This window comes from Otoolea muris (assembly GCF_943193115.1).
GTDB lineage: Bacteria > Bacillota > Clostridia > Lachnospirales > Lachnospiraceae > Otoolea > Otoolea muris.
Map to the genome: position 1 here is coordinate 1 of NZ_CALPCY010000099.1, position 6,334 is coordinate 6,334.

Sequence of the window (6,334 nt, forward strand, 5' to 3'; positions counted from 1 at the left end):
AAAAACAGGTACTGCATATCTGTAAAATCGCCTGCCGGGATCTCGCTGAATTCCCGGCGGGCATATTCAGCATCAATGATTCTCTGCAAATCGCTTTGTACCGCCTGTCCCTCGCTTCCTTCCGCATCCGTCTCCTGGCTGGCTTCCTGCGTTCCCTCCTCTTCCTGACATACTTCTGAACTGTCCCATTGTTCATCCGTCTGCCGGGCGATGCTTCCATCCGGGACGCCCTGTCCCGGATGGCTGCATGATGTCAGTGCCAATGTCAGCAAAATGAAAATTTTCTTATATCTCATTTTTTATTCTCCTCGTATAATACGTTTATAACCTTCCTGCCACCTTAGTGAACCCTACAAATAAAATTTTTCTTTCTGACTGCCCGGCATGTATGTCCTGTCTAAAACATAATATCCTGTTATTAAATTATTTTCATCAAAGTCGCACCCAATTTCTTCCAAAAGCTCTATATACCAGGCGTACTCTCCGTCCGGACCTTTCATGCCATATTTAATCCTGTTATATTCATCTCCGTCTTCATCCTTCATTCGTGTCTGTCTTCCTGTCGGATAAAGATTTTCTCCACGAAACAAAAGCGATTCATCAATCGATATTCCTCTTAAAAAATTGGCATATCTGTCATCCCTCCTGGTCAAACCTGTCGCAAATAAGAAATCAATATAATCTTTCGACCGGATCATCTGGCAGCCTTCTGAGTATAGAGGCCCTGTGTCATTAGGGGCGGTATGAATATTAATTCCACTCGCTGTGCTATCATAAACCCAGGGCTCACCGATCTTTTTTCGTATCACCGGCATGGAAGTATAGCCCGACAGATCCTCAACAGCCACCGCAAAGGCGGCATATCTCTGCTGATGCCTTTTTGAAAAAATAAAATATACCCCTTCCTTTACTATGGCAATTCCTGCGTCCCGCTCCTCAAGCTCTAAAGTGGACGGAAGCGTGCTTGCATGGCGCGTCACGAATTGTACGACGTTTCCTTTTGTAACAACCAGCTCCGCCCCGTATCTTCCATTTGGGAACATCTCCGGAATGCCTTTACCACTGTTCTCCCCTAACCCCTCCATTGCAAAAATACTTAAGCCATTGCCGTCAACCATCTCTTTTATATGTTCATTCTCCCTATATTTTTTTCCATAATTTTAAGGGCTTTTTGATCAACATTCATACCATTTAAGTCATATATCCCTTCCGGCCCCATCTCCTCCTCCGGTATCTCCATAATGCCGATCATTCCTCCAAACCTGCATAAATAACAGAATCGAATATCAATGTTTCCGTGTGATCCCCGCTGACACTGTTCCAGATAATCGAAGTCTGATGAGGTTGTGTCCACATTCCCAACATAGGAATACATTTTTTATAACCGCCGGCTATGACCGGCCTCGCTGGCGTATTTGAAAGGTCTGAAGCACGGCATCCATAAAAGGAATATATGTTTTCATCCGCTTTACAGGCATCACACCCCAGCACAGGCAATCCTGTAACAACATCCCTGATATCCACTGCGGTACGCGCATCCAGGCGTGTTAAGTTTGTCCCCTTTGTGCAGGCAAGTATCGAACCTTGCGTAACATAAGGATTTTCCTCTATACATTTATGGTACTGCTGGTGGTAAAACATCATCTCCTCTGCCAATGCCTCATTTTCTCTTCTTTTGCTTCCCGTATCTGTAAATTTGAAATCATTTATATAATACGTTTCATCCTTCTTCTGAAATACATCATCATCGTCCTGCATGTGTCCTTTTTTATCAAAATAATAGGTGTAGTTCTCATAGTGTACAAACTCGTCCCTTGCCATATGGCCGTCCTCATGGAAATAATACCACTCCCCATCTATCTTTCTGAATTCCCCCTTCACCATATCTCCGTCCGAATCATAGTAATACTTCTTTCCCCAATCCTTTTTCCATTTTCCTTTTTTCTTTTTTTCATCCTTGCTTTTCTTCCCAAACGCCGTCACAACCGCCAGCTCCCCGCCGCTGCATGCATGCCTGCCCGCGAGCCGAAAGTCCAGGGCGGGCGTCTGCCCTGCCCCGTCTCTCGGTGTTTCCGGGAAGATCACCTGGTTTACCGCCGCGAGGGCGCCCATGATTTTCATCATGGCCGGATCCAAATTTGCCGGATCCCAGACGGCCGGTATGCTGAAAATGATCTTCAGGAGATGTTTGTTAAAGTTTGGCGTCAGGCGCACATTTTCCTGCGAAACAGGCGTGAGTGTAACCGATATAATATTTCATAATATATTATCGTTTCTTCCTTCCTAAATTTTGTTTCATATCTTCCCTTCTTTCTTCAATCTTTCATGTGTAATAAACATCCCCCCTCAATCCCAAAGCTACCACTTATCTACCTTCAGGAAATCCTCTATATCATCCACATCCAAAGTTACAAACCGCTCATCACCGCCCTGATATAATGTAATCACAAGCATCCCTTCACGTACAAAAAATGAATTTCTAAACAAAAGAGAGCCTATCGACCCCTCCACCGGGTAATAACCCTCCTGTATTACTTCCTCCTGTGTATAGGAGCACTTATTTAGTTCTTCCAACAGCTCTGATGTAGTATACCGTTTCTTTAAATCCGGCGGAAATTGCCAGAAAGAATTAGGGCTTTCCTTTATTATATCCTGATTATTCCGAAGAAACTCTGCAAATTCTTCATTAATTTCAACCAGATCCTTCAGGAAGACACGCTGGCCGCTCGACATATCAATTGTAACATAATCATTGAACCTGTCCGTACGCCTGCTTATATACACAAATTCATTATAAGCTGAAAGATAGCGTTCCGAATGACAGGTAACTGTTAATCTCACATCCTCAGCACCTGTGACCTGTCCCCGCACCCAGGAGGTCATCGCTTCTTTCAAATTATCATTAATTGTATCTTGGATTGAAGAAAATTCATCCGGCATATTTTCAATTTGAATAATATTATATGAAAACTCGTCTTTCCACGGTAGAGGCCAGTTTAAAAGCGCAGATGTATTGACCACAGCAATGCTGTAATTGTATTCAGATTCCGCTTCTGTCTCCTCGTCAATCGTAATATCTTCCGTCTGAATACTATCTGTTCCATCCGTAGATCGGGCTGCTTTGCATCCTGAAAGCAGAAATAAAACCATACTCGCTATGAATATTTTACTGAAAACATTTAATTGCCTCATGATATGTATTCTCCCTGTTATAATTATTGATGGCATCATGGTAAAACCTCATATTCTCTGCAAATTGCTGTATACCGCCTGTCCTTCGCTTCCTTCTGCCTCCGGCCCGTATTATTCCATTTCACCCCACTCATTTTTATCTTAAATCGTCCAGATCAAATTTCAAAACTGCATATTCACCTATGTAATCAAAATATAAATTGATATAAGCATATTGCCTGTCCACAGCAAAATAACAGGCGGTTCCAAAATAGTTTCCCTCCTCATCGGCTGTATCCTCCAATTCTCTCACAGTCGATGACAATTTTTCTACTTCTTCCGCTTCATACCTTTCAAAACTGCCTTTATATCTGCGTATGTATTCTCCTTTAATCCAATCGTACTTCAATCCTTCGATAGCCTGAATCACTTTCTCTCTGGAAAAACGCTCTGTAAACGGAATCCGTTCCCCATCTATCAGGCTGAACGTAATATAATCGCTGAACTGCAGATAATCCGTACGGCCAAAATAGATCGTCCCATCGTAATTAATTCCTATACTTTCATTTTCTGCCGAAAGAATTTTGTATTCATTTTCACTGTACCAGAAGAAGGGATATCTGTCATACACTATATCATGAAACAGCTTAAAGGTCTTACCCGAATTTTCCTGATTCAATGACTGCGTGACAGCATCTTTCAGTCCCTGATTTATTTTTCTCTGGACAGATATATCCTTCATGCCCGATATCTGTGGGAAACGGATTGTTGCGTTTAAATACGGCCTTTTAACCAGTTCCTCCTCGCCCCGGTAATAAGCGGTAATTGTATGTTCTTCAATTTTCAGGCCGTTTATTGTTGTTTCTCCTGTAACAGTTTCCGTGTATGCTTTCTCTCCCATATCCGGATATATGCTGCTAAAGCTTAAAAGTAAGCAAATCAGATTTATTACGATATAATTCATATCCCGTACTGCCTCCTTTGTCTGTATATGTAAAACTTCTGCACATATCTGTTCATGTTGAACTATCTTTGTTCCCGCATAGCAGAACACTATTTCAATGCATCCAGGCCGAACTTTAAAATAACATATCTATTCAATGAATCATCAAATGGAAAGCGTATATAAGCAAAACTATCGTCTATCGCAAAATTATATATATTTCCCATATAGCTGTCTGACCTTTCCTCTAATTCTTTTATCGCTGTAACAAATCCCTCTGTTATCCTGGGTTCGTCACCTTTATATCCTCCCGGGCAGTACTGTCCTTCAAGCATCTCAAATTTTAAAGAGCGGATCGCCTTTATTACATCCTCTTTTGAAAAGTAATCAGTGAACGGGACCATCTCGCCGCTGAGCAGATTAATAGTAATATAATCATGAAAAGATGATGGATGAGCTCCCCCGAAATATACCATTCCCTCATAACCCACGCTGATACTCTTATCCCCAACATAAACCATATTATATTCATTGTCACCGCTCCAAAAAGTATTTAATCCATGATTTACGATATCATTAAACAGCCTCAGCGTCTGATCTGCATTTCTGTTATCGAGCGACTGGGTTGCAGCGTTTATCAATAATTTATTTACTTTTTTCTCAATAGACTTATCTTCCATTCCTGATACCTGCGGATATCGGATCGATGCAGATAAATAGGGAATTCTGTGCCCGGTCGGATTCGGCCTGTAATTGGCCGTTATACTGCAGTCTTTGATTATGAGCCCGTTCATCGTTGTCTCTCCGATAACCGTTTCAGTGTATGCCGGCTCCTCCACATCTGTGAACACACTGTCATCTGCATCCGGTTCGCTGGCTGCTTCTTTCATGCGCGCCGTCTCTTTTAGGTCTTCACATTGAGCATTGTTAAAGCTTAATAATAAACTAATCAATGTTATAATAACATATCTCATATTTCACCCTTCTTAATATAAGTTTATATACAAGTCAACAACCCAGTTGCAAGCAACGGGGCATCAAGTTTGCAACGCTGCAGAGCAGCGGAGTATGTGACGCTCGCGGCGGTCGCCAAATGTGTATACAAGCATGCCCACCTGGCGCGCTGCATGCCTGCTCGCGAGCCGGAAGTCCAGGGCGGGCGTCTGCCTTGCTCCGTCTCCCGGTGTTTCCGGGAAGATCACCTGGTTTACCGCCGCAAAGGCGCCCATAATTTTTATCATGGAAGGATCCAGATTTGCCATATCCCAGCCTGCGCCTATGCCGAAAATGATCTTCCGAAGATGCTTGTTAAAGTTTGGCGTCAGGCGCACATTTTCCTGCGAAACGGGCGTAAGCGTAACCAGCGCTGCTTTCAGGGTGATATGCGCAGGCTCATGACTTCTGCATCCGTTTGTCTCTCCCTTATCCGGCACTTCCTGTCATCTGCAATTCAGGTATGCATATCATTCCTTTACTATTTCAGACCAGTTTAAATCCGCTTCGCCTACAGCCATGTATTTTTGTAATATTGCATCATATTCTTTTTCTGATATCTCATCCTCTGACTCGGCATCATGGTAAAATCTCATTATCAAATCATATGTCACTTTATATGACACACTCTCAACAGGATCCACATTATATCCATCCGCTGACATCCTGTAGAAATCCACCACATGATTGTTTGCTCCATTGCTCTTGCTCACCTCAAAAATCCCGTCAGAATAAAAATAAAGTTTCACCCTATGACCAAACTGAATCCCCACATAACCGGCCTCCCTGAACGGGCTGATCGCCTGTTTCCCGTCAAATGTAAAGAAATCATAAATCATGTTCGGCTCATCGCTCCCCCATGGTGAACCCCCGATAAATAATTCAGGGGTTCCGTTTCCGTCTACGTCATATAGTGTATAGTAGACCTTAAAATCATCAAACACAAATGCGTTTATAAATAGATAACTGTTTGCAACCTCCCCGGACAAACTCCAGATACCTCCCTCCCCGGATCTGCTTTTTTCGGCAGGAGGGAATATTCTGTCAACTGCATCTATATACTCATTCATAATGTCATTATAAATATTTGTTTCTGTTTCCCCAATTGATTTTTCAATTCCAGTGCCATCTTTATCTTCACTGTTATTGAAAATCAGAAGCCCTTTCATCCGGATCCCTTTTAGCCTTGCCCTGATTAAATCAGACAGCTCAGGAATCATTTTTCCA

Annotated in this window: 8 protein-coding genes; all 8 read right to left on the reverse strand. The window is 42.5% G+C overall.

What is annotated here, in order from left to right; translation table 11 throughout:
- Positions 1 to 296, reverse strand: a 296-nt coding sequence (locus NFS31_RS25840) for a hypothetical protein (protein WP_251501711.1), incomplete at its 3' end; no start/stop codon positions are given.
- 54 nt (positions 297 to 350) lie between these two features.
- Positions 351 to 1,118: a hypothetical protein gene (locus tag NFS31_RS25845; RefSeq protein ID WP_251501713.1), complete on the reverse strand. Its 768-nt coding sequence runs from the start codon at positions 1,116 to 1,118 to the stop codon at positions 351 to 353.
- Positions 1,119 to 1,248: 130 nt separating this feature from the next.
- On the reverse strand, positions 1,249 to 2,124 hold the full coding sequence (locus NFS31_RS25850) for a hypothetical protein (RefSeq protein ID WP_251501715.1): 876 nt from the start codon (positions 2,122 to 2,124) through the stop codon (positions 1,249 to 1,251).
- A 234-nt stretch (positions 2,125 to 2,358) separates the two neighbouring features.
- Positions 2,359 to 3,192, reverse strand: a complete 834-nt coding sequence (locus NFS31_RS25855; RefSeq protein WP_251501717.1) for a hypothetical protein — start codon at positions 3,190 to 3,192, stop codon at positions 2,359 to 2,361.
- Positions 3,193 to 3,328: 136 nt separating this feature from the next.
- Positions 3,329 to 4,135, reverse strand: coding sequence for a DUF4163 domain-containing protein (locus NFS31_RS25860; RefSeq protein WP_251501718.1), 807 nt, complete (start codon positions 4,133 to 4,135; stop codon positions 3,329 to 3,331).
- Positions 4,136 to 4,224: 89 nt separating this feature from the next.
- Positions 4,225 to 5,004, reverse strand: a complete 780-nt coding sequence (locus NFS31_RS25865; protein WP_251501719.1) for a PdaC/SigV domain-containing protein — start codon at positions 5,002 to 5,004, stop codon at positions 4,225 to 4,227.
- Positions 5,005 to 5,151: 147 nt separating this feature from the next.
- Positions 5,152 to 5,547: a hypothetical protein gene (locus tag NFS31_RS25870; RefSeq protein WP_251501720.1), complete on the reverse strand. Its 396-nt coding sequence runs from the start codon at positions 5,545 to 5,547 to the stop codon at positions 5,152 to 5,154.
- 30 nt (positions 5,548 to 5,577) lie between these two features.
- On the reverse strand, positions 5,578 to 6,334 hold a 757-nt coding region (locus tag NFS31_RS25875), incomplete at its 5' end, for a hypothetical protein (RefSeq protein ID WP_251501721.1).

Coding starts and splice junctions, on each gene's coding strand:
- NFS31_RS25845 (WP_251501713.1), bottom strand. CDS start 1,118: ATGGTTGACGGCAATGGCTTAAGTATTTTTGCAATGGAGGGGTTAGGG.
- NFS31_RS25850 (WP_251501715.1), bottom strand. CDS start 2,124: ATGATGAAAATCATGGGCGCCCTCGCGGCGGTAAACCAGGTGATCTTC.
- NFS31_RS25855 (WP_251501717.1), bottom strand. CDS start 3,192: ATGAGGCAATTAAATGTTTTCAGTAAAATATTCATAGCGAGTATGGTT.
- NFS31_RS25860 (WP_251501718.1), bottom strand. CDS start 4,135: ATGAATTATATCGTAATAAATCTGATTTGCTTACTTTTAAGCTTTAGC.
- NFS31_RS25865 (WP_251501719.1), bottom strand. CDS start 5,004: ATGAAAGAAGCAGCCAGCGAACCGGATGCAGATGACAGTGTGTTCACA.